Source organism: Bacteroidales bacterium (genome assembly GCA_035353855.1).
In the GTDB taxonomy this organism is placed as follows: Bacteria; Bacteroidota; Bacteroidia; order Bacteroidales; family CG2-30-32-10; genus DAOQAK01.
This window is the reverse complement of record DAOQAK010000007.1, coordinates 20,646-43,287: the sequence shown is the minus strand read 5'-3', so window position 1 is coordinate 43,287 and position 22,642 is coordinate 20,646. Positions and strand designations below refer to the sequence as shown.

Genomic DNA, 22,642 nt, shown 5'->3' with positions numbered 1-22,642 from the left:
TTTTATAAGGGTTTTTCTAATGTTTTTTTTATCTGGTTCGATTTATTTATCATTTCAAAAAGTTCTTTGTCTCTTTTCTCTTTGATGAATATTTTTAACTCATTTAGTTTGTCGATATAGTTGTTTAATGCGGTAATTACATTTTCGTTATTCTGAAGAAATATTGGTGTCCACATACTGGCAGGGCTTTTAGCAAGCCTTACGGTTGATTCAAAACCTCCGCTGGCAAGATTGAATATTTTCTTTTCGTCTTTTTCAATATCCATTACTGTAAGTGCAAGTGCATACGAACTAACATGAGAAATATGCGACACATATGCAGCATGTATATCATGAGTTCTTGCCGGAAGTATAAGAATATTCATTTTTAACACATCATACATTTTTTTTACTGTTGCTACAGCTTTTGCATCGCTGTCTTCAATGTCGCATAAAATCATGCATTTGTTATCGAATAACCCTGATATTGCTGATAGTGGTCCGGATTTTTCAGTGCCAGCCATAGGATGACCTGCAACAAAATTTTTTCGGTTGGGGTGATGACGAATCAGTTCAACAATTTTTTCTTTAGTTGAGCCAATGTCAGTGACAACCTGATTTTTTACTTTATAAAGAATTTTAGGTAATAGCGTGAGTATTGCATCAACAGGCGTAGCAATAATAATCAACTCTGAACATTCAATTGCATTTTCAAGTGGTAAAATTTCATCTACCAGTTTATGTTGCAAAGCAAGCCGACCATGTTCAATATTGTTATCTACGCCGATAATATAATTTGTAAATCCCCGCTTACGTAGGTCAATCGCTATCGAGCCGCCGATTAATCCTAATCCGATAATTGTTGTTTTCATATTTTTTATTGAATGAATTCTTTATTTATTTTTTTGCCTTTCCTATACTCTCCAAGTATTTTCAGTTTTTTTGCAAGTGGCATAATTGCGTTGATGGATTGCTTGTATCTTTTATAATTATCAAACATCAGGTCGATGTAAAACATATATTCCCATTCTTTTCCGATAATAGGCATAGATTGAATCTTTGTAAGATTAATATTGTAAAAAGCCAGTACTGACAATACATTTGAAAGGCTTCCTTTTTTATGTGTGAGCGAAAAACAAAGCGATGATTTGTTATTTTCTTTAGAAGATTGTAAATTTTTTTTCGAAATAACCAGGAACCGGGTATAGTTTCTTTTATTGGTTTCAATACCTTCCTCAATTATTTTTAACCTGTACCTTTCGGCAGCAAGCGAACTTGCAATGGCACCTGTCTTTTTCATTTTTTTTTCACTTATCATTTTTGCACTTAATGCAGTATCGGAAGATGCAATAAGTTTTATATGCGGATATTGAAGAAAGAATTTTTCGCATTGCTGAATAGCCATCGGATGCGAATGCACTTCGTGAATATCATCAATGCTTTGCCCGGGCAAGGCCATAAGGTTTTGCTTAATGCGCAAATAAATTTCACCGCAAACAAGCATGTTAGAATCGCGCAGCAATGTGTAATTTGGAAGAAGGCTTCCTGCAACAGAATTCTCAATGGCCATAATACCGTAATCAGCAGTATGTTTATTCAATGCGCTGAAAACATCTTTGAATGTATTGCAGGGAAGGAGCGAAATATTTCTTCTTCCGAAATATTCTTTTGCAGCAATTTCATGAAAAGTGCCGTAAACACCAAGCATTGCAACTTTACAGATTTTTTGTTCTTTCATATTTTTTAAATTATTGATTAAAAAAAATCCCGGTGGTTGGCCGGGATCTTTGATGCATATAAGTTTTTACATAACTAACCCGGCTGCATTTTGAAATAATAAAAGCAGAAATAAAAAGTAAAACCAAAAAAGAAAAATGAATTCATTTTTGTTTTCGAGATGTTATATGTTTTGTTTTCTGTCATTGTTTTTGTTTTTATATAAAATAAAAAAAAGTCCCTGTTTTCAGGGACTTTTGTATATAATAAAAGCATTACATGCTACTCGTCCCGGTAGTGTTTAAAATAAAAGTAAAAAAATATATTTTGAAATTGTTTCATTGAATTTTTCATTTGTCGTTGCAAATGTAAGCAGTTTTATTAAAAAAATACAAATAAAGAAAAATATTTTTCTTAGAAAAGAAATAGATTATATTTGGTACCAAATTAATAAATGCATTCATGAATCTTTATTGTATTGACTTTTATGATGTGATTGTGTAATTTTGTAGTTCTAAATACATTTTGATTGAATAAACAAAGATTCTATAGAAACCTTTATCATAAATTCGGTAAATGCCTTTTTGAATGCTGGATTTGTTAGATTTTATCGCCTTATTTATTATTCATTAAAATTTTCATTTTTCATTTTATTATTTTTCTATGAAATCGGAAGGTTTGATATTCGATATTAAACGTTACTCAATTAATGATGGTCCGGGAATAAGAACAACAGTCTTTTTTAAAGGTTGCCCGTTGAGTTGCTGGTGGTGCCACAATCCTGAAGGAATGAAATTCAATCAGGAAGAGATTACCAGGATAAATAAACTTGATGGAAAAGAATATCATCAAAAGGAAATATTTGGGAAATACATGACTGTAGAGGCTGTGATGAATGAAATTAAAAAAGAGAATGTTTTTCATGAAGAATCGGGTGGTGGTGTTACCTTTTCAGGTGGCGAACCTTTGTTTCAAATAGATTTTCTTATTGAACTTATTGATGCATGTAAAAAAGAAAATATTCATATAACCCTTGATACAAGCGGTTATGCTGAAGCTGATGTTTTTGGCGAAATAGTTCGGAAGCCAGATTTGTTTTTATATGATTTAAAATTAATAAACAATAAGGAGCATAAAAAATATACTGGTGTATCGAATGAAAATATTTTGAAAAACTTAAAAACTCTTTCGATACAAAAAAAGAAAGTTATTATAAGAATTCCTGTTGTTCCCGGTATTACTGATGGCGCAGCGAATATTGAAAAAATGAAAGACTTTCTTCTTGAATTGAAAAATGAAAACCTTAATGAAGTTCACCTGCTGCCTTTTCATAATACAGCAATTCATAAGTATGAATTATTTAAGATTAATAATAAACTAAGCCACTTGAAATCATTAGAGAATGAGGAGTTGATTAAGATTAAAAAAAGTTTTGAAAGTGCCGGATTTATTGTAAAGACAGGTGGTTAATAAATTGAATATAAAATGAACCAAAGAATAAAAAAATTAAGAGAACAAAGTCTGAATGCGGTAAACAAAATATCAGCTGAAAGAGCTTTGCTTGTTACCGAATTTTATAAAAATGATTTGGTGCACGGATTATCTTATCCGGTTGAAAGAGCATATTGTTTAAAGCATATTTTGGAAAATAAATTCATTTGTATTAATGATGGTGAACTTATTGTTGGCGAACGTGGACCTGCGCCAAAAGCAACCCCAACATATCCTGAAATAAATGTTCATTCATTAGAAGATTTACGAATACTTGACAGTAGAGAAAAAGTGTTTTTCAAAGTTGATGATGAAACAAAAAAAGCTTATAAAGAAATAATAATTCCTTTCTGGAAAGGAAAAAGTCATCGCGACAGGATGTTTTTGGTTTTATCAGATGAATGGAAAGAAGCTTATAGCGCCGGAATGTTTACTGAATTTCAGGAGCAGCGGGCGCCCGGGCATACCGTTCTGGGAAAAAAGATTTATGAAAAAGGAATGCTCGATATTAAAAAAGATATTTCAATAAGTTTAAATAATCTTGATTTTAATAATGATAAAAAGGCTTTCGAGAAACATGAAGAACTCGATGCAATGAATATAGTTGCAGATGCAATTATAAATTTTGCAAAACGTCATGCAGAGAAATTGGATGAGTTGGCAAAGAAAGAAAAAAATAAAGAACGCAAAATAGAACTAGAAGAAATGGCAAAGGTTTGCAGGCATGTTCCTGCTAACAAACCACGAACATTCCACGAGGCTTTGCAATATTACTGGTTTGTACATTTAGGAGTGATTACTGAATTGAATCCCTGGGATTCCTTTAACCCCGGGCGTTTAGACCAACACCTTTATCCTTTTTATAAAAAAGAAATTGAGGCGGGAACTTTAACCAAAGAACGTGTATGTGAGCTATTGCAGGCGTTCTGGATAAAATTCAATAACCAGCCTTCTCCGCCAAAAGTAGGTGTTACTGCGCAGGAGAGCAACACCTATACCGATTTTTCATTGATAAATTTAGGAGGGCTTACTGAAAATGGTTCCGATGCAGTTAACGAATTATCTTTTTTAATTCTCGATGTGATTGAGGAAATGCGCCTGTTACAGCCAAGTTCAATGATCCAGATAAGTAAAGACAACCCTGAAAAATTTTTACAACGAGCATTGAAAATTGTTAAAACAGGTTTTGGTCAACCTTCTATTTTTAATACTGATGAGATAGTTCAGGAACTGGTTCGTCAGGGAAAAAAAGTTGAAGATGCCCGCAATGGCGGTGCCAGCGGTTGTGTTGAAAGTGGTGCATTTGGTACAGAAAGCTACATCCTTACAGGTTATTTTAACCTGGAAAAAATATTGGAACTTGTATTGCATAATGGAGTTGACCCGCTAACCAGGAAACAACTCGGAATAAAAACCGGAAATCCCTGTGATTTCAAATCATTCGACGATTTGCTCAATGCATATAAAAAACAATTGAATCATTTTATTGAAATAAAAATCGAAGGAAATAAGATTATTGAAAAACTTTTTGCTACATATCTTCCGGCGCCTTTTCTTTCAATATTAATTGATGATTGCATAGCAAACGCAAAAGACTATAACGCAGGCGGGGCAAGGTACAACACGAGTTATATACAAGGAGTAGGTTTGGGTTCATTGTCAGATTGCCTTACATCGCTTAAATATCATGTGTTTGATAAGAAATCATTCACCATGAAAGAAATGCTTGAAGCTATTGATAATAATTTTGAGGAGCATGATAAGTTGCGTTATGAATTAATTTATAATACTCCGAAATACGGTAATGATGATGATTATGCCGATGCCAATTCGAAAAGAATTTTCGAATTGTTTTTCGAAGCTGTTGACGGAAAACCCACAGCACGCGGAGGTGTGTTCAGAATAAATTTATTGCCAACTACCAGTCATGTTTATTTCGGAAGTAAAATCAATGCGATGCCAGATGGAAGAAAAGCTAAAGAACCTTTATCGGAAGGTATTTCACCGGTTCAGGGTGCTGATAAGAACGGACCAACATCAGTAATAAAATCAGCATCAAAAATTGATCATACAAGAACAGGTGGAACATTGCTTAACCAGAAATTTTCTCCGCAGTTTTTTAATAATGACGAAAGCATTGCTAAGCTTGGCAGTTTGGTAAGAAGTTATTTTAAATTAAATGGTCATCATATTCAGTTTAATGTTGTAAATGCCGAAATATTAAAAGATGCGCAGAAGCATCCGGAGAAACATCGCGATCTGATAGTGCGTGTTGCCGGTTACAGCGATTATTTCAACGATCTTGGTGTAGATTTGCAAAATGAAATTATCAAACGTACAGAGCATAAAGATGTGATATGATGGATCAATAAACATCTTAGTAGCGCGATATTTCATTTAAAAATAAATATAGATAATATCAATTGGTATTAAGGCAATATCGAAACAGGACTATTATGAATGTGCTATCGGTATAATACCGATTGTATATATGTAATAGTCCAATAAATTGTACTATAACATCTATGTCATCGGCATAACCATTGTAAAATTTAAAATATCCTTTGGACTATTTTAAATTAACAATCGGTATAATTTATACTTTTGCCCATTGAATTAAAAAGAATAGAAAACGAAATTATAATTGTGGAATCGATAAAAAAAATTTACCACATAGGTTTTGGTCCTTCGAGCAGCCATACGATGGCACCAAGCAGAGCATCCGAAATTTTTAAAATAAAAAATCCAAATGCTGTTTCTTTTAAGGTTACGCTTTACGGAAGCCTTGCTGCTACCGGTAAGGGCCACATGACTGATGTTGCCATTACAAAAATGTTGGAACCTGCAACTGTTGAAATTATTTGGAAACCTGAGGAAGTATTGCCTGTTCATCCTAACGGTATGAAATTCGAAGCGCTTGATGATAATGCGAAAACCATTGATGAGTGGATAACATACAGCTTAGGTGGCGGAGCTTTGTACGAACCCGATACACAAAAAATTCCTAAAATATATTCGTTGAATAAAATGAGTGATATTCTTTCCTATTTGAATAAAGCAGGAAAAAGTTTTTGGGAATATATAGAAGAGTGTGAAGGAAAAGAAATTTGGGATTACCTTGCAGAAGTGTGGAAAACCATGCAGGAAGCAGTTAAGCGTGGATTGGAAAATGAAGGAGTGTTGCCCGGTGTTTTAAATTTACAACGCAAAGCTTCAGCATATTATACCCGCTCGCAGGGATTTACCGGCACACTTAAAAGAAAAGCAGTAGTGTTTTCATATGCGCTTGCTGTTTCCGAAGAGAATGCTTCGGGTAGCGGAATAATTGTAACGGCGCCCACTTGCGGCTCATGCGGAGTATTGCCTTCAGTTTTATATCATCTCTCGAAAGATTACGAAGCAACCGATGCTAAAATCATTAAAGCGCTTGCAACGGCAGGATTAATTGGAAATTTAGTAAAAAAGAATGCATCTATTTCCGGTGCTGAAGTAGGATGCCAGGGCGAAGTAGGAACCGCATGTGCCATGGCTTCCGGCGCTGCCGCGCAATTATTTGGCGGTACAGTATTTCAAGTTGAATATGCTGCAAGTATGGGAATAGAGCATCACCTGGGACTTACCTGCGATCCGGTTGCGGGACTTGTACAAATTCCGTGTATTGAACGCAATGCATTTGCAGCAGCCAGAGCGCTTGATGCATCAGCATATTCGCTTTTATCCGATGGACGACACAGGGTGAATTTTGATGTTGTGGTAAAAGCCATGAAACATACAGGTCACGATTTACCAAGTATATACCGCGAAACAGCCGAAGGTGGTTTGGCAAAATATACTAAGTATTATAATAAGGAATAAAGCTTGGTATTAAAAGAAAAATGATTATTACACAGCCAAAGGATAATCTTTAATAAGAATATCAGCAGGAATATGTAAGCATTTACTTAATGTTCTAATCATTTCAATTGATAGTTTTCTTTTCCTGTTAAGCACTTTTGAAACATTGCCTTTGTTCCCGAGTATTTCCGCCAAATCTTTTTGATTCATTTGACTTTGCTCCATCATATATTTTATGGCTTCGATAGGGTCGGGTTCGGGAATATGAAAATGTTTGTTTTCATAATCTTCAATTAAAAGAGCTAAGAGTTTTGCTTCTTTTTCCGCTTCGCTTCCAGCTTTTGCATGAAACAGTTCCTGGAACTTTTTTAATGCAATTTCATAATCTTTTTTTGTTTCTATTACTTTCAAATATGCTTTCATAATCCAAACGGTTTAAATAAATTTTCTTTTATCATAATCGGAATGAGTGCCTATATATGTTATAAAAGCCCACTGCAACCTGAAATTAAAATCAACGACCAGCCTGTATTTATTGCCTTTTATATTAAAAACAAATAAATTGTCTTTAATACAATCAACGGAATTAAAATATTTTTTTACATCGTTAAAACTTTTCCAGCCTGCTTTGGTTGTTACTTTATACCAGGTTAAAAGCTGCTCTTTGCTGTCTTCATGTTTTTCATAAAAATTCCTCAAAGTGCTTTTATTAAAAACTCTCATGCTGATTATTTTTTACAAAGATAATAAAAAAGTTATCAAATTGACAACTTTGTTTTATCTTTTTTAGATTTATTTATGAAAGACATCGTATAATTTTTGAAGTTGTGGTAAGAGCCAAGAAGCATACCGGCCACGATTTGCTTAGTATTTACCGCGAAACAGCCGAAGGTGGTTTGGCAAAATATACAAAATAGTTTAATAAGGAGTAATAGACTTTACAAGTTTTCAAAACTTGGAAAGTCTATTCTTTATTCTTTTAAATGCAGTTTTCTCAACAATGGCGCTACTTTAGCAGCGGTGGCAGTAATTATAAGTGTCATGCTTCCGCCAAATATTACTGAAGGTATCAGTCCCATAATCCTTGCTGCAAGCCCACTTTCGAACGAGCCTATTTCATTCGATGAACCAATAAAAATGCTGTTCACTGCTGCTACGCGTCCACGCATATTATTGGGAGTGTATAATTGCATAATGGTATGGCGGATGATAACGCTTACATTGTCGAACATTCCGCTCATGGCAAGCAATAACAGCGAAAGGTAAAAATTTTTCGAGATGGCGAAAAATATTATACATAAACCGAATCCGGCAACACTGATAAAAAGTTTTTTCCCGGAGTTTCTTACAGGCGGGTTATATGCAAGGAAAAACGACATGATAACAGCGCCCGCTGCCGGTGCAGCTCTCAGGAATCCCAAACCCTGCGGACCAACATGAAGTACTTCGGCGGCAAACACCGGAAGCATGGCAACAGCGCCGCCAAACAATACAGCCAGCATATCGAGTGATAATGCTCCTAATATGATCTGGTTTTTGAAAACAAAGCGAATGCCTTCAGTAAGACTTGCAATAACGGATTCGGAATTATAGTTAATTGTTGTGATTTTTTTCGTGTTGATATTTATGAAACAGTAAAATCCTAAAATGACAAATATGATAACCGTAAGGTATGCATTGCTTATTCCATAAAATCCATAAATTAGTCCGCCAATAGCAGGACCAGATACCGCTGCAATATGCCAGTTTGTACTGTTCCATGTAGATGAGTTAGCGTACAGTTCGCGTGGAACCAGTTGTGCCATTAATGCTGTTTGAGCAGCATAAATAAAGGAACGCGCAAATCCTGAAAAAGCCACAACCAAATAAATAGGAACTACACCATACAGAAAAAGAACATTAGAAAGATTTGCTGTAAAAAGATAAAGCAGCGTTGCACTGATAATAAAAACTGTGGTGGTAATAAGAATGATATTTTTTCGGTTGTACCTGTCGGCAAAATATCCACTGAACAACGAAGTGAAAATATAAGGAATGGCTTCAGCCAAACCAATCAACCCAAGTGAGAATGGGTCTTTGGTAATTTCATAAACCTGCCACCCTACAATTATTGATTGCATTTGTAATGCTACAGTAATGGAAAACCTTGCAAGTAAAAAATACCTGAAATTCTTTATGCGCAAAGCAGCATATGGATCGTGTTCATTATTATTTTTTCGGAATAGTGCTGCCATATATCCGGCAAAATTATAATTAAGTTTTGTATTTATAAAAGATAACTTGTCAAAAGTTATTAGGTTGAGCAACTGGTTAGGTTGATTGTAGAAAGTGAAAAGAAAAATGTTTATTTTATACTATCATCAGGTTTCGATGAACTCAACCTGACTGCGCGTTTGGTCATATTGAGCTTGTCGAAATATGGTACGAAAGAAAAATTTTGTTTAAAGTATAAAGTTATTGCGACGGGTAAAGGTGATGGTGGAAAGACAAAATAAATTAACCTTTAACATATAACTCTTGACATGACTAGTTGCTCAACCCAACAACCTATAACAATTAAAATTATATCTAAGGATTTATAGGGTCTTCCAGGGTGATAGTCTTTTTTAAAATTTCAGTTCCTCTTTTTATTTCAAATTTTATTACCCGTCCTTTTTTAGAAAAGAACAAATTATTTAATTCCTTCAGGCTAAAATGATTTGCCGGTTTGCCATTGACCTTTTGCAAAACATCACCTTCTTTGAAATCGGCTTTCGAAGCCGGTGAATTAGCTCTTACTTCAGCAATAGAATATAAAGGTTTTAAATTGAATTTATATTTGAGGTGATTAACCGCAACTTCACTAATTGTATCTTTTTTCTCTTTTGTTTTATTGATCTGAAGTTCCATCGCTATTAATAATTCTTCAGCCCATTGCATATCATCATATTTTATATCCATACCCGCCATGTTGTATGTGAATTTATCATTAAATAAAATATTTTTTTCAATGAACATTTTTTTATCAGGATAATCCAGTATAAGGTTAAATCTTTTTAAAATCTCATTGCCTACTGAGCCTTTTCGTCCTTCCACTAAACTTAATGATACAATTGATGAATCATCAGGTATAGCAACCAAAGGGTTCTGCAGGTAATGCTCATTCATATAGATTCCTTTTATCTTGCTGCGTTTTCCATAAATATTGCCATTAAAACCACGACCTAAATAATCATCAAAATTAGGTTCAGGAGTTTTAAAACCTTCAATTTCTTTTGCGAACAACCAAATGCCATCGCTGTTGCCCAGGTCAACTAATAACTTTGAATTAATTTTTTTATTTTCCAATTCAATATCCGTATTAAAATATGGCTTATTCTTTTCTATGCTTAAGTCTATTGCTTTCTGCCTTTTAATTATTCTTTTGAATTTTTTCTTTTCGGGATAGATAATTATTCTTTCCTTATCGTAATCTATAAGCACGGGGAAGTTTTCAAAAAAGTGATAGCCTATGATGCCATTTATAGGAATACCAACACGCGATGAAAAATTAAAATCCTCGTTCAAAATAATGATGATTTGATGAGTAGTGTCAATAAGGTTTTTATTGATAACAACTTTATTTGATTTTGAGATATACCCATCAATTTCATTTGCGCTACCTAATCCGGCAAGTTTTATTGTTTCAACATTATTAAAAGATACTTCTTTATTGTCTAAACTAAAAAGTAACGTTTCGCCTACACCCGAATCGAGCATGAATGTTAGCATTACACCATTGACTTCTACATTAATAAATATAAGGTTATTGATGAATTTAAAAGGAACAACAATAGTTTTATTTGTAAGAGAATGGAATCCTGATGCCTGTTGCGCGGATAAAGAACAAGTAAGTATTAAAAAACAAAAATTCAACAGCAATCTATTTTTCATTGGTTTTTATGGAACTAAATATTAATTAATCCTAAACATAATTATTATACCAAAGATAATGGTATTTATACAGAATCTTAGCAAATTTGTAAAACAAAATGTGCTTAGATTCTGTTATACCGATTTATCCCGACTTGTCGCGGATAGGAATTTATTGCAACCGAACTTGTGAGCTCATGAATACCTTTAAAATAATACCAATTGTTAATTTAAAATAGTCCAAAGGATATTTTAAATTTTACAATGGTTATGCCGATGACATAGATGTTATAGTACAATTTATTGGACTATTACATCTATACAATCGGTATAAAATAAGTTATGAATAAATCATTTCCGTATCGGTATAACTCATTTGTATAGCAGAAAATATTTTTTATTTATCATGAAATTAATTATTTGCTAATTATACACTTTCCGTTAATTTTGCATAGAAATAAAATAAAAATAAAATGAGTTTAACTGATTTTCAAAATGCTATTCTGCAAGGTATTCCTGATGAATTACCTGCACCAAAACCATACGATGCAAGTTTGAATCATGCACCCAGGCGTAAAGATATACTTACTGCTGAAGAAAAGAAACTTGCAATAAGAAATGCACTTCGTTATTTTCCTCAGAAACATCATGCTGTTCTTGCAAAAGAATTTGCTCAGGAGTTGAAAGATTACGGTCGTATATACATGTATCGTTTCCGTCCCGATTATAAAATATATGCAAGAAGCATAGAAGATTTTCCTCATAAATCAAAGCAGGCAGCGGCTATTATGCTGATGCTTTCAAATAACCTGGATTATGCTGTTGCTCAACATCCGCATGAACTGATCACGTATGGCGGCAATGGCGCAGTATTCATGAACTGGGCACAATACCTGCTTACCATGAAATATCTTGCTACGATGACCGATGAGCAAACACTGGCAATGTATTCAGGACATCCGATGGGATTGTATCCTTCGCATAAAGATGCGCCACGTGTTGTGGTAACTAATGGAATGGTGATACCGAATTATTCTAAACCCGATGATTGGGAACGCTTCAATGCACTGGGTGTTTCGCAATACGGACAAATGACAGCCGGTTCATTCATGTACATTGGTCCGCAGGGAATTGTTCACGGAACAACAATAACGGTTTTGAATGCAGGAAGAAAAATTGAAAAAAATAAAGAAGGCCTTGCCGGAAAATTATTTGTAACATCCGGGCTTGGCGGTATGTCGGGTGCACAGCCCAAAGCAGCTGTAATTGCAGGAGCTATAGGTGTGATTGCTGAAGTGAATCCGAAAGCTGTACAAACGCGTCATTCGCAGGGTTGGGTTGATGAAGTATTTACCGACCTCGATGAATTGATTAAACGTATTGAAAAAGCTAAAGCTAAGAAAGAAGCGGTATCGCTGGCATACCAGGGAAATATTGTTGACCTGTGGGAAAAATTTGTGAAAGAAAATATTTTTGTTGAGCTTGGCTCCGACCAGACTTCACTTCATAATCCGTGGGCCGGTGGCTATTATCCTGTTGGCGTTCCTTTTGAAGAAGCTAAAGAAATGATGTCAAAAAATCCTGAACTCTTCAAACAGAAAGTTCAGGAATCATTACGCAGGCATGTTGCTGCAATCAATGAACTTACTGCAAAAGGAATGTACTTCTTCGATTATGGCAATGCTTTCTTACTTGAAGCAAGCCGCGCCGGTGCTGATATTATGAAGCCTAATGGCGATTTCAAATATCCTTCTTATGTTCAGGACATCATGGGTCCCATGTGTTTCGACTACGGCTTCGGTCCTTTCCGTTGGGTGTGCACTTCGTCAAAACCCGAAGACCTTGAACAAACCGATTTGATTGCAATGAAAGTATTGAAGAAAATTGCAAAGACAGCTCCTCCTGAAATTCAGCAACAGATGAAAGATAACATCCGCTGGATTAAAGAAGCGAAAGAAAATAAATTGGTTGTTGGTTCGCAGGCACGCATACTTTATGCCGATGCTGAAGGAAGAATTCAGATTGCTGATGCATTCAACAAAGCGATTAAAAAAGGAATCATTTCTGCACCTGTTGTGCTTGGCCGCGATCATCACGATGTTTCAGGAACCGATTCTCCTTATCGCGAAACTTCCAACATTTACGATGGCTCACGTTTCACTGCTGATATGGCAATACAAAATGTAATAGGCGATTCATTCCGTGGCGCAACATGGGTATCAATTCATAATGGTGGTGGAGTTGGCTGGGGCGAAGTTATTAATGGTGGTTTCGGAATGTTGCTCGATGGTTCACGAGATGCACAACGTCGTTTGAAGTTGATGTTGTTCTGGGATGTAAACAACGGAATATCCCGTCGTTCGTGGGCTCGCAACGATGGTGCCGTTTTCGCTATTAAACGTGCAATGGAAAAAGAACCTATGCTAAAAGTTACCGTTCCGAATTTGGTTGAAGATAGTTTGCTGGAAAATTTGGTTTAGAATTTTTATATATTCAGAGCCTGTTTAAGATCTAAAGAAATATATTTTTTAGTGATACTTTTGTGTCTGCCTTAGCAGATAGTGTTTTCGTGTCAAACATATTTATTTTATTCTTAATAAATTCAATTTTCAAAGTTGAATTTTCTTTTCGAATCTCTGAGTATCCAAAAAATAACACCACTTATCAATGCTGCAAAAAAGCACCATACTGATGTAAGCGTTTGTGTGAAAAATATTGCAGTTATTAAGCATGACAAAAATATTAACACACCTAACAACCGGGTTCTTTTAATGCTTGAAATAAAAAGAGGGACAATTGTTGTTATTAAGTAAATTATGTTAGTCAGCACGACCATTGATTTTGGGAATTCATTGTCATACTGAATATGATAATTAATAATTTTAGGCGTAACTTCAAATGATAAAAAACAATAGGAATAATACAATCCAAGGGAGATTCCCATTGTCAGGAGAATTAACAATAGTCTTTTTCTTTTTTTATTTTCTTCCATTAAGAGAACGGAAAGAGGAACCATTACCGGCCAGAAGACTTCAGCCATAATTAAAAATATGTAGGTACCAATTTTTTGTAAATAGACATATTCGTAATAAGGTAAAGTTAACCACAATAATCCTTCAGCAAATTGCTGAAACCCGAAAAATAAGGGAATGCAGGCAAATACCAGTTGGGAAGGTTTATGAATTTTAGTTACTGTAGCAATTCCAATAGTTGATATAATAACACCTCCTGCAAAACTTGCTTCAGCCGAAAAACACATAATTTTTTTCCTTTCTATTATTGAATTATAAATAAATCATGCTTATCAGCTTATGCCTTGTCGACTTATTAACTTGTAAACAAAGTATTTGTTTCTTCTATAAAGCGGAGTATTTCTTCTTTTCCTTTTTTTGTTTCAGAACTTGTAATAAAAGCAGGAGGCAGCTCATCCCATTCTTCGAGTAAGGCTTTTTTAAAAGTTTCTGTATTCTTAATAATTTCTCTTTCTTTTAATTTATCGGTTTTTGTGAACACGATTGAAAAGGGAATTTGTTTTAGACCGAGCCAGTTTATGAATTCCATATCGATGGCTTGAGGCTCTAATCGCGAATCGACAAGAACAAAAGTATTCATAAGATTATTTCTGTTCAATAGATAATTCATAATCATTTTTTCCCAGCGTGCGCGTGTGTCTTTTGAAATTTTTGCAAAACCATATCCGGGAAGGTCGGCAATATACCAGTTTTCGTTAATTATAAAATGATTAATAAGTTGTGTTTTCCCTGGTGTACTGGATGTTTTGGCAAGTTTTTTTTGACTGCAAATCATATTAATCAATGATGATTTGCCAACGTTGGAACGCCCTATAAATGCATATTCAGGCAGGTTGGGTTTTGGACATTCGGTATACACCTTACTGCTTTTAATGAATTGTGCAGAGGAGATCAACATTTATTTGTTTTTATATGAATGCAGGTGACGTTCTTTTTTTACATCGTAAATATCAGAAATGGTAACAAGTATCCCTGTTTCTTCAACATCACCAAAGGTATCGTTTAAAGCAGTTCCGAAAGTAAGCATTGAAGGAGAAATATTCATATAGGCATTTACAAGAGGTGGAATATTTTCTTTTAATCTTCTTACATTCTGAACAAGTATTTTATAATTTTCCTGGTATGTTTCACCATTAAAAATTGCGTTGAGTGTGCGGATGTCAATTTGAAGCCCCCTGGGAAATTTTGGAGTTACCAGATTTTCACGATCAGGAAAATAACGGTGCATGAAATATAATATCATATCTCTTGCTTCCTGGTTAAAATTAAGATACATGGTAACTTTTCCGTAGAAATACCGGATGTCAGGGTTGTCAACAATTACAGCACCTAATCCATCCCAAATATTGTCCAGTGCATATAATCCTTTTCTCGGGTCGTTGGCAGGCTGGTACAAAGGCTGAACAAATGAACGTCCGAGTTCAATGGTATAAGGCATATAATATTTTTCAAAAATATCGGAAAACCTGAATAGGTGAGCTGTTGCAAGCTGGTATTCGCCATCTGCATTTTTTTTCGCATCACCGCAACGGATGTACCTGTAACCACCTACAATTTCTTTTTCTTTAGGATCCCAAACAATAAGCTGAAAATATTGTGATGGACCGGTATCAAATTCATCCAGGTCAATTTCTTTTCCTGTACCTCCGCCGGCCCTGCGGAAAGTAACTTCTCGTAGTCGACCTATCTCTTTTATAACATTAGGAGAATCGTCGTAAGTAACAACATAAATCTCGTTGCTTTTGTTGTTTGTATTCCTTATGAATTTATCTTTTGATAATTCTTTTTCAAGAAGATTTTTTTCAACCGGAGGTATGATATCTTTAAACATGATTTTTCTTCTTTTTGTTAAACTTTAAATTCAGCATCAGGATTTTTTCCAAGTTCATAAACATGCTTTTTAACTTTCTCTGCCCACTCTTTCGATTTGTAAATATTTTCAAAAACTTTATATGAAATAGGCTTGCCAAATGTGATGTTTATGTTTTCCTCATATTGTTTGAACATTTCATCAACAAGATAAAGCATTTCGATGTTTGCTTTAATTCCTAAGCGTTTCCTGAAGTTTGCTAAGTTATAAAAAAAATTTGAATTCTTTCCTTCTATATGAACAGGAATAATATCGCGCTGGTATTGAACAGATTTTTTTATAAAAGTATTTTTCCATTCGAGGTCGCAAATTTTTCCTTTTTGTTTTCGCGAACAAAGCCCTGCAGGGAAATATAATATCATCGTATCGGAAGCAAATGTATTATCAATAGATTTTATATTATCGGTGTTTTTACCATGCTTATTTATTGGAATGAAAAGTGGTTTTAAGTTTTTTAAAAACAATAAAATATCATTTACAGGAAAGAGAATATCCCTTCTTACTTTTCCTACAACATGCATAAGAGCCATCCCGTCCAATCCTCCAAGAGGATGATTAGAGGCAATCAGATAACGCCCTGTACCGGGTAAATTCTGAGGATTTATAACATTGATTTTTGCTCCGAATTCCTTAATGATACCGTCAACAAAATCAATACCTTCAGCATCTTTATAGGTTTCAAGAGCAATATTCACCTCATCTTCATGAAGGATACGCTTCAGATATTTTAATATAAAACGGGGTAAATACTTTAAAAGCTTAGGGCTTTTACTTCTGATAACATTTTCAATATCAATTTGTTTATTTAACGGAACAAGTGTTTTATCGTATGGTTTTCGTTTGCTCATTTTATATTTCTTAAACGACAAAATTAAACATTATTGATTTTAAAGGCAATAATGCTTCTGATAAATGATTTTTTATTCTTTTTTTCATCAAGATATTCACAAAGTTTATTCACAATAGCATTTTTAAGGTCGTATAATATTCAGATAAACAACAAATTATTAAAAACTTAAAAATTAAGTGTCAAAAGTTATGAACAAAGTGGTAAAAAGTGGTAAAAAGTGGTAAATATTTTTATAATTTAGCAACTTCAACAAACCAAGTGTAAAATGACAAACCTAATTGGAGAATTCGAGTGCCGCATAGATGTTAAAGGGCGTTTTATGCTGCCCTCAGGTTTGAAAAAACAATTACCTACAGAGGAACAGGAAAGGTTTGTAGTAAACAGAGGTTTTGAAAAGTGCCTTGTTTTATATCCCCGAAACGTGTGGAAGGTTATCAGTGATGAAATAAATCAGCTGAATCTTTACAATAAGAAAAACCGTGATTTTGTCAGATATTTTTACCGCGGAGCTACCGAGTTAGTACTTGATTCTGCAAGCAGACTTTTATTGCCAAAACAACTTTCAATATATGCAGGAATTGACAAAGAGCTTGTGCTTTCCGCATTTTCCAATCGTGTTGAAATTTGGTCAAAAGGAGTTTATGAAAACCTGCTTACTAATGAACCTGAGGATTTTTCAACATTGGCAGAAGAGGTAATGGGGAATAAAGAAAACAAGGAGAAGACCGGGAATGATTTACCATGAAACTGTTCTGCTGCGCGAAAGCATTGAAGGGCTTGCGATAAAGCCCGGCGGCATCTACGTAGATGCGACATTTGGCGGCGGCGGACATTCTAAAGAAATTTTAAAACAAATTGAAAACGGTAACCTGGTTGCTTTTGACCAGGATGCTGATGCTTTTCAAAATGTGATTGATGATAAAAGGCTAATCATGATTCATGGAAATTTCAGGTATCTGAAAAATTTTCTGAAGTATCATAATATAAAATCAGTTGATGGTATTATTGCCGACCTTGGTATTTCATCCTATCAGATCGATCAGCCGGAAAGAGGATTTACCATACGCGGCAATGCAGAAATTGATTTGCGTATGAATAAAAATAATGAATTGAATGCACAGGAAATATTGGCAACATACAGCCTGGAACAATTGAGTAATTTATTATATGAGTATGCTGAATTAAAAGAAGCAAAAAAAATTGCTCATAAAATTGTTCAATACAGAGAGGACAAAAAAATTAAAACCATTAGTAACCTGGAAGAAGCAATTGGCGGCTTTGCAGAAAGAGGAAAGGAAAATAAATTCTTTGCAAAAATATTACAGGCATTACGAATAGAAATAAATCAGGAACTGGAATCACTGAAAGAGCTATTGGTAAGCGGTGAAGAAGTATTGAATCCGGGAGGAAGGTTTGTTGTAATATCATATCATTCGCTGGAGGACAGGCTGGTTAAAAATTTTTTCAGGAGTGGGAATTTTGAAGGAACAGAATCAAAAGATTTTTTTGGTAATAAAGAAATATTTATGAAAATAATTACAAGGAAGCCTGTTGTTCCCTGTGATGAAGAAATTGAAAAAAATAAAAGAGCACGAAGTGCAAAAATGAGAATTGCTGAAAAGAACTGATGGGAGAAAACTCATATAAAGAACCGGAAATAATCGAGCCCGAAGAAAAAGAGCCCGTGAAACCTGTGAAAAAACGCAAGGTGAATCCTGTTGTTAAAGGTATTCAGAGCGTGCTTGATGGAACCATACTTGCAAGAAAATCGGTAATGGAAAACATTCCGTTTGTATTGTACATCGTTTTATTAGTGGTGCTTTATATAGCCAATTCATTCTATGCTGAAAAGAAAATTATTGAAATAGAAAAAGTAAAGAAAGAAAATAAAGAATTGCGTTCGGAAAATATCACATCCAAATCGAGACTGATGTTTTACAGTCGTCAATCGGAAGTGATAAAACGAATAGAACCATACGGAATAAAGGAATCTGTAACTCCTCCTTATAAAATTTTTATTGAATCGGATACTACCGTTAAGGCAACGGAAAATAATGATTAATAAATGAAAGAAGTTAAGAAAGACATACTATGGCGTGTTTATTTGGTCTACGTAGTAGTCCTTGTCTTCTCTTTCTTTATCATAGGACAGATCTGCCATATACAGTTTGTTGAAGGTGATCATTGGCGCGAGCGTTCAAGGCAGCAAACAATAGACACCATGATGGTTGAAGCCATCAGGGGTAATATATGTGCTGAAGATGGCAGTTTGCTTGCAACCTCAATCCCTATATTTGATATTTACTGGGATTCACAGGTAATAACAGATGAAATATTTGATAAGAATGTAGATTCACTTTCCTGTTGTCTTGCTCAAATTTTCAAAGATAAAACCAGGCAACAATTCAGAAAACTACTTACGGCTGCACGTAAAGAAAAGAAAGAATATGTTCTTATTCATAAATCATTGCTGACAGATGAAAGCACACAGGTAACATATGAACAATTAAAGATATTAAAAACATTTCCAATATTCAGGTTAGGAAAAAACAGGGGCGGACTTGTTGTTGATCAAAAGGAAAAGCGTGTAACTCCATACCAGTCGCTGGCAAAACGGACAATTGGTTTTGAACGTGAAGGAATCTTTGTTGGATTGGAAGGTGCTTATAGCAAGCAACTGGAAGGTGTAAGCGGAATAAGATTAAGAAAGAAAATTGCTGGAGGTGTTTGGATGCCTTTGAATGAAAATGAAATTGAACCCCAGAACGGCAGCGATGTAATTACTACGATCAATATTGATATTCAGGATGTAGCTGAAAATGCTTTACGGAAAACGCTTATAGCCAATGATGCCGATCATGGATGTGCAATATTGATGGAAGTTGAAACCGGGCATATTAAAGCAATTACAAATCTATCGAGAACATCTGAAGGCGAATACGAAGAAAAATATAATTATGCCATTGGTGAAAGTACCGAACCCGGTTCTACATTCAAATTATTTTCTGTTGTTGCCGCATTGGATGATGGTAAGATAACCCTTGGAGATATGGTTCCTATAGGAAAGACAACCTATTTCGACAGGGAAATGAAAGATTCTCATATCAATGGTTACGGTCCGGTTCCTGTGCGTCGTGCTTTTGAAATATCATCGAACGTGGGAATTTCAAAAGCTATTTTTAAAGCATATAAAGATAATCCGCAGCGCTTTATTGACAAGCTATACAGCATGCGTATCAATCTGCCTTTAGGTATTGATATTGGTGGTGAAGCAATGCCTGTTGTTAAGAATACAAAAAATAAAAGCTGGTCGCGGGTTACGCTGCCATGGATGTCGATAGGTTATGAAGTGGCACTTACTCCATTGCAAATACTTTCATTTTATAACACCGTTGCAAATGACGGGAAAATGGTAAAACCCATGTTTGTTCAGGAGATCAGGAAAACCGGAAAAGTTGTTGAAACAAAAAAAACAGTTGTGCTTAAAGATTCTATTTGTTCTAAAAAAACAGTTCTGCAGGTACAAAAACTTTTAGAAGGAGTTGTTGATAGTGGTACAGCAAAGCATCTGAAAAATTCTGTATATAGAATTGCCGGAAAAACAGGAACAGCACAGGTTGCACAAAACAGCAAGGGTTATAAAGATAAAGGAAGCATTAGCTATAAGGCATCTTTTGTTGGATATTTCCCTGCCGATAATCCTAAATATTCATGTATCGTAGTAATAAACAATCCTTCAAAAGGTGCGTATTATGGCGGTTCTGTGGCTGCTCCTGTTTTCAAACAGATTGCCGACAGGGTATTTGCAACACAACTTGAGATTCATCAGCAGAAAGAAGATTCAGTATATGCCAATACGAATATCCCATTTGTAAAAGCAGGAAATCAAAAAGATCTGTATACCATATATAAGCAGCTTGATTTTGCTACACTTACCCAATCTCCAAATGCATTATGGGTTTCCGTAGCTTCTGATGAGAAGACCATTACATTCAGGGATAAACCTTTTAAATACGGCAATGTGCCCGATGTTATTGGAATGGGCTTACGTGATGCTTTGTATTTACTTGAAAGCACCGGGTTAAAAGTAAATGTTTCGGGTAAAGGTAAAGTTGTGTCACAATCCATTACTGCCGGAACCAACGTGAAAAAAGGAAATCACATAAATATTGTTTTATCATACCAGGCGACAATTGCTGAAGCGCCGCTTGCACTACTTGAAGTTCCCAAAAAAGATTCTGTAAAAGTTGAGAATAAAAAAGAATCCAAATCAGAAAAAAATATTAAAACAGATTTAAAGAATAAAACAATAACAGATAAAAAAATAAAAACAGAAACTAATAAAATTATTGATAAGCCTGCTAAGAAACCTGTTACAAAACCTGCCGCGAAACCTACTACAAAGACTACTACAAAATCTGTAGCAAAACCGGCGACCAAAACAGTCAAGTCAACAGAAAATAAAACAACAAAAAGTACATCAAATAAAACAACAGAAAAACCGAAAACAAGTAATTAATGAAATTGCTTAAAGACATATTATATAAAACAGGCATTATAGAAACGCTTGGAAATACCGAAAGAGAAATATCCGGTATTGCTTTCGATTCAAGAAAAGTTGAAAAGGGGAGCCTGTTTGTTGCCGTAAAAGGTACGAAAGCCGATGGACATGAATTTATTGAGCAAACTGAAAAATCGGGTGCTGTAGCGATTGTATGCGAAAAATTTCCTGAAAAAATTTCTGATGAAATTACTTATATAAAAGTTGCCGACAGCAGTTATGCTTTGGGATGGATTGCTGCAAATTACTATGATAACCCTTCGGAGAAGCTTAATGTTATTGGTATAACGGGGACGAATGGAAAAACCACAACTGCAACATTATTGCATCAACTTTTTATAGAACTCGGATATAAAGCTGGTTTGTTTTCTACAGTTTGTTTAAAAATTAACGATACAGTTTTACCTGCTACACATACTACTCCTGATGCAATTCAAATTCAGTCGATACTGAAAGATATGGCTGATAAAGGTTGTACCTATTGTTTTATGGAAGTCAGTTCACATGCAATAGTGCAGCATCGCATAACAGGAATTGATTTTGCAGGCGGTGTGTTTACAAATATCACTCATGATCACCTGGATTTTCATAAAACATTTGAAGAATATCTTCATGCAAAAAAAACATTCTTTGATACATTGGGCAGCAAAGCATTTGCTTTAAGCAATACCGATGATAAAAATGGAAAAGTGATGTTACAAAATTCCAAAGCTGCTAATTATACTTATGCGTTAAAGAATGTAGCTGATTATAAAGCTAAAATTATTGAAAATCGTTTTACCGGTCTTCAATTAAACATTGATGGAATAGATGTCTGGTTCAAGCTTGTGGGAAGTTTCAATGCATACAATCTTTTAGGAATATATGCAACAGCATGTTTGCTTGGCCTCGATAAATCGGAAGTCCTGACAGTGTTAAGCCGTTTAACTGCTGTGGAAGGACGATTCGAAACGGTATTCGCAAAAGATAAAACCGTTGCAATTGTTGATTATGCACACACTCCCGATGCACTGGAAAATGTTCTTAAAACCATTGCAGCTGTTAAAGATGACGATAGTAATGTGATAACAGTAGTTGGTTGTGGCGGCGATAGGGATAAGACCAAACGCCCGGTAATGGCAAACATTGCATGTAAATTAAGTGATAAAGTTATTATAACATCCGATAATCCAAGATCGGAAGATCCTGAAAAAATTATTGAAGATATGCTTGCAGGGGTTGATATTACTGATAGAAGAAAAGTCGTTGTTGTTGCTGACAGAAGAGAAGCTATACGCACAGCTTGTCATCTTACTTCACCTCATGACATAATTCTGATTGCCGGTAAAGGGCATGAGAAGTACCAGGATATTAAAGGAGTGAAACATCCTTTTGATGATTTAAAAGTAGTAAATGAAATTTTTGAACAATTAAAATAA

At 34.7% G+C, this 22,642-nt stretch carries 20 protein-coding genes; 10 read left to right on the top strand and 10 right to left on the bottom strand.

All coding sequences use genetic code 11. The features are described 5' to 3' along the window. Positions 1–2: 2 nt before the first annotated feature. Together PKK00_02860 and PKK00_02855 are read right to left on the bottom strand one after the other, a co-directional pair. On the bottom strand, positions 3–851 hold the full coding sequence (locus PKK00_02860) for a prephenate dehydrogenase (GenBank protein HNW97336.1): 849 nt from the start codon (positions 849–851) through the stop codon (positions 3–5). A 5-nt stretch (positions 852–856) separates the two neighbouring features. Next, a complete protein-coding gene (locus PKK00_02855; GenBank protein HNW97335.1) occupies positions 857–1,717 on the bottom strand; it encodes a prephenate dehydratase in 861 nt (286 codons plus the stop codon). A gap of 641 nt (positions 1,718–2,358) precedes the next feature. Between PKK00_02855 and PKK00_02850 the strand changes: the two genes are divergently transcribed. From PKK00_02850 to PKK00_02840, 3 genes are all read left to right on the top strand, one after another. Continuing rightward, on the top strand, positions 2,359–3,165 hold the full coding sequence (locus tag PKK00_02850; protein HNW97334.1) for a glycyl-radical enzyme activating protein: 807 nt from the start codon (positions 2,359–2,361) through the stop codon (positions 3,163–3,165). Positions 3,166–3,180: 15 nt separating this feature from the next. Continuing rightward, on the top strand, positions 3,181–5,547 hold the full coding sequence (locus PKK00_02845; GenBank protein ID HNW97333.1) for a glycyl radical protein: 2,367 nt from the start codon (positions 3,181–3,183) through the stop codon (positions 5,545–5,547). Positions 5,548–5,832: 285 nt separating this feature from the next. Beyond that, on the top strand, positions 5,833–7,041 hold the full coding sequence (locus tag PKK00_02840; protein HNW97332.1) for an L-serine ammonia-lyase, iron-sulfur-dependent, subunit alpha: 1,209 nt from the start codon (positions 5,833–5,835) through the stop codon (positions 7,039–7,041). 27 nt (positions 7,042–7,068) lie between these two features. Here the strand turns inward: PKK00_02840 and PKK00_02835 are convergent, their stop codons facing one another. The 3 genes from PKK00_02835 to PKK00_02825 all read right to left on the bottom strand — a co-directional run bounded on the left by PKK00_02835 (position 7,069) and on the right by PKK00_02825 (position 9,254). Further along, positions 7,069–7,443, bottom strand: a complete 375-nt coding sequence (locus PKK00_02835) for a helix-turn-helix domain-containing protein (protein ID HNW97331.1) — start codon at positions 7,441–7,443, stop codon at positions 7,069–7,071. 12 nt (positions 7,444–7,455) lie between these two features. After that, positions 7,456–7,743, bottom strand: coding sequence for a type II toxin-antitoxin system HigB family toxin (locus tag PKK00_02830; protein ID HNW97330.1), 288 nt, complete (start codon positions 7,741–7,743; stop codon positions 7,456–7,458). Positions 7,744–7,991: 248 nt separating this feature from the next. Further along, positions 7,992–9,254 (bottom strand): MFS transporter, encoded by a 1,263-nt coding sequence (locus PKK00_02825; protein HNW97329.1) that lies wholly within the window; start codon positions 9,252–9,254, stop codon positions 7,992–7,994. Between the two features lie 81 nt (positions 9,255–9,335). On the opposite strand from PKK00_02825, the gene PKK00_02820 reads away from it, so the two are divergent. Further along, positions 9,336–9,515 (top strand): hypothetical protein, encoded by a 180-nt coding sequence (locus PKK00_02820; protein HNW97328.1) that lies wholly within the window; start codon positions 9,336–9,338, stop codon positions 9,513–9,515. Between the two features lie 73 nt (positions 9,516–9,588). On the opposite strand, the gene PKK00_02815 is transcribed toward PKK00_02820, so the two are convergent. Then, complete coding sequence (locus PKK00_02815) at positions 9,589–10,932, bottom strand: PDZ domain-containing protein (protein HNW97327.1); 1,344 nt, start codon at positions 10,930–10,932, stop codon at positions 9,589–9,591. Positions 10,933–11,384: 452 nt separating this feature from the next. On the opposite strand from PKK00_02815, the gene PKK00_02810 reads away from it, so the two are divergent. Then, positions 11,385–13,391 carry a urocanate hydratase gene (locus PKK00_02810; GenBank protein ID HNW97326.1) on the top strand — a complete coding sequence of 669 codons (2,007 nt, stop codon included), beginning with the start codon at positions 11,385–11,387 and terminating at the stop codon, positions 13,389–13,391. 122 nt (positions 13,392–13,513) lie between these two features. On the opposite strand, the gene PKK00_02805 is transcribed toward PKK00_02810, so the two are convergent. From PKK00_02805 to PKK00_02790, 4 genes are all read right to left on the bottom strand, one after another. Continuing rightward, on the bottom strand, positions 13,514–14,170 hold the full coding sequence (locus PKK00_02805; protein HNW97325.1) for a hypothetical protein: 657 nt from the start codon (positions 14,168–14,170) through the stop codon (positions 13,514–13,516). Positions 14,171–14,238: 68 nt separating this feature from the next. Continuing rightward, entirely contained in the window at positions 14,239–14,841 is a 603-nt protein-coding gene (yihA, locus tag PKK00_02800) for a ribosome biogenesis GTP-binding protein YihA/YsxC (protein HNW97324.1), read from the bottom strand. Then, positions 14,842–15,774, bottom strand: coding sequence for a GNAT family N-acetyltransferase (locus PKK00_02795; protein ID HNW97323.1), 933 nt, complete (start codon positions 15,772–15,774; stop codon positions 14,842–14,844). It lies immediately after the preceding gene. A 17-nt stretch (positions 15,775–15,791) separates the two neighbouring features. Further along, positions 15,792–16,661, bottom strand: coding sequence for a 1-acyl-sn-glycerol-3-phosphate acyltransferase (locus PKK00_02790; protein HNW97322.1), 870 nt, complete (start codon positions 16,659–16,661; stop codon positions 15,792–15,794). A gap of 267 nt (positions 16,662–16,928) precedes the next feature. Here PKK00_02790 and mraZ point away from each other — a divergent pair, with 267 nt between their 5' ends. From mraZ to PKK00_02765, 5 genes are read left to right on the top strand one after another with little or no spacing between them, the layout of a single operon-like run. After that, the gene (gene mraZ / locus PKK00_02785) at positions 16,929–17,408 is read left to right on the top strand and encodes a division/cell wall cluster transcriptional repressor MraZ (protein HNW97321.1); all 480 of its coding nucleotides are present in this window, start codon (positions 16,929–16,931) and stop codon (positions 17,406–17,408) included. Next, complete coding sequence (gene rsmH, locus PKK00_02780; protein HNW97320.1) at positions 17,395–18,291, top strand: 16S rRNA (cytosine(1402)-N(4))-methyltransferase RsmH; 897 nt, start codon at positions 17,395–17,397, stop codon at positions 18,289–18,291. The genes mraZ and rsmH overlap by 14 nt, the downstream gene beginning before the upstream one ends. Beyond that, positions 18,291–18,725, top strand: coding sequence for an FtsL-like putative cell division protein (locus tag PKK00_02775; protein HNW97319.1), 435 nt, complete (start codon positions 18,291–18,293; stop codon positions 18,723–18,725). The genes rsmH and PKK00_02775 overlap by 1 nt, the downstream gene beginning before the upstream one ends. Positions 18,726–18,728: 3 nt before the next feature. Next, positions 18,729–21,182 (top strand): penicillin-binding transpeptidase domain-containing protein, encoded by a 2,454-nt coding sequence (locus PKK00_02770; protein ID HNW97318.1) that lies wholly within the window; start codon positions 18,729–18,731, stop codon positions 21,180–21,182. After that, complete coding sequence (locus tag PKK00_02765; GenBank protein HNW97317.1) at positions 21,182–22,642, top strand: UDP-N-acetylmuramoyl-L-alanyl-D-glutamate--2,6-diaminopimelate ligase; 1,461 nt, start codon at positions 21,182–21,184, stop codon at positions 22,640–22,642. The genes PKK00_02770 and PKK00_02765 overlap by 1 nt, the downstream gene beginning before the upstream one ends.